Origin of the sequence: Methanoregula sp. (genome assembly GCF_049510175.1) — an archaeon.
Classification (GTDB): domain Archaea; phylum Halobacteriota; class Methanomicrobia; order Methanomicrobiales; family Methanospirillaceae; genus Methanoregula.
Genome location: NZ_JBEKZF010000032.1, coordinates 1 through 1,422 on the forward strand (window position 1 = coordinate 1; position 1,422 = coordinate 1,422).

General features: G+C 52.2%; 2 protein-coding genes. Both read left to right on the plus strand.

What is annotated here, in order from left to right:
- The first annotated feature begins 625 nt into the window (after nt 1-625).
- Nucleotides 626-1,030, plus strand: a complete 405-nt coding sequence (locus ABSG49_RS12205; RefSeq protein ID WP_424026407.1) for a hypothetical protein — start codon at nt 626-628, stop codon at nt 1,028-1,030.
- Nucleotides 1,027-1,422, plus strand: a 396-nt coding sequence (locus tag ABSG49_RS12210) for a hypothetical protein (RefSeq protein ID WP_424026408.1), incomplete at its 3' end; no start/stop codon positions are given. The genes ABSG49_RS12205 and ABSG49_RS12210, both read left to right, overlap by 4 nt.

A 1,422-nucleotide genomic window follows, 5' to 3' on the forward strand; every position in this document is an offset into this window, starting at 1 on the left:
GAGCCGGTCGCTTAACGTGTTGAAAACTGCTTAACATTTGTCCCCCTACCAGGTAGAATCTGTTAGGGGGATTTCTTTGCTCAAAGGACCAAGCCAGCTCGATGAACGTGTCCCGGTAGAAGTCGGCGCCATTCAAGTCAACTTCTGTAAGAATCCGCATTGCCAGAATTTCGGTGTTCCGGCGAGCACAAAAAGACAGCCCCGAGGCAAGGGAGCAGCGGAACGTGGCAGAGATACGTATAGCGTAGCTGGTTCAGGCCGAGGCACGCCGATGCTTCGGTGCAGTTTTTGCGGCCAATATCCAACGATAAAGAGTAACAAAGCCATCCACGAAGAGCTGTGCCGGTTTTGGAGGCCCTTTGAGGCCATAGCAGTTCCGACCTGCCCGAACCCGAACTGTCCGAACCATCATATAAGTGCAGAGCAAGGTAACACTCACTATCATTTGTTCGGAAGGACGAAGGCAGGATCTATACGCTATCGATGTAAGGCTTGCGGGAGAACATTCAGCACCTCCTCATCACCCACCAGCCGACATAGAAAACCTCATAAAAATGCCGCCATTTTCCGCCTTCTCGTCAATAAGGTACCCTTCCGCCGTATCTGCGAGGTGGAGGGGATCACCATGTCCACACTCTACCGGAAGATCGATTTCATTGATCATCAGTGCATTGCCTTTGCGGCTGAGAGGGAACGCAATCTTCCCACCATGCCACTCACCCGCCTCTATATCGGAGTCGATCGGCAAGACTATATGATCAACTGGTCTGATGCCGACGACCGGAGGAACATCATTTTCCGCGCTGTAGGCAGTGCTGACAACACGACTGGTTATGTGCTCGGCCTGCATCTCAACTTTGATCCTCTAATGGATCCGGACCTTATAGAGATGGATGCGATTGCCTCGGGTGATTATGAAGTAAAACCGGCCTACAGACGATATGCCCGCCTTTGGCTCCGGCGCGATTACCTTGATGCCATCAAGAGAAAGCCCGAGCCCAAAGGTTTGGAACCCATACAGAGTCCTTGAGAGACAGCATAGCCGGCACCTATCGGGATGCTGAAAACAGGGATGATGTCGAAGTGTTCGAGAGCTTGGACGATGATCTCGCGCTGCCCAAAGATGGTATGCAAGTGCGTGGAGAATACACCATGTATGGACACTTCTTCTTCCTGAGAAGACTCCTCGATAATACAGAGAAGGTTCGCTTTTTTCTCGATCAGGACTCAGCCTTCCGGGCCGCCTGCCTGTCGGCATTCTCCGAGAGGATCAAGGAAGGGCGATGCGACGCTTTTTACGTGCGGATCAACTCCGAGGCCACCATCGACAAGAAACGCCAGATCCTGGCAGACAATCGACGCCATATGGAGGCAATGAAGCAACAGTATCCCGACCTGAAGGACTGGCAGGTAAAACTTCTA

Bases quoted from the DNA above. Each gene is read 5' to 3' on its own strand.
- ABSG49_RS12205 (WP_424026407.1), top strand. From the start codon at position 626: ATGTCCACACTCTACCGGAAGATCGATTTCATTGATCATCAGTGCATT.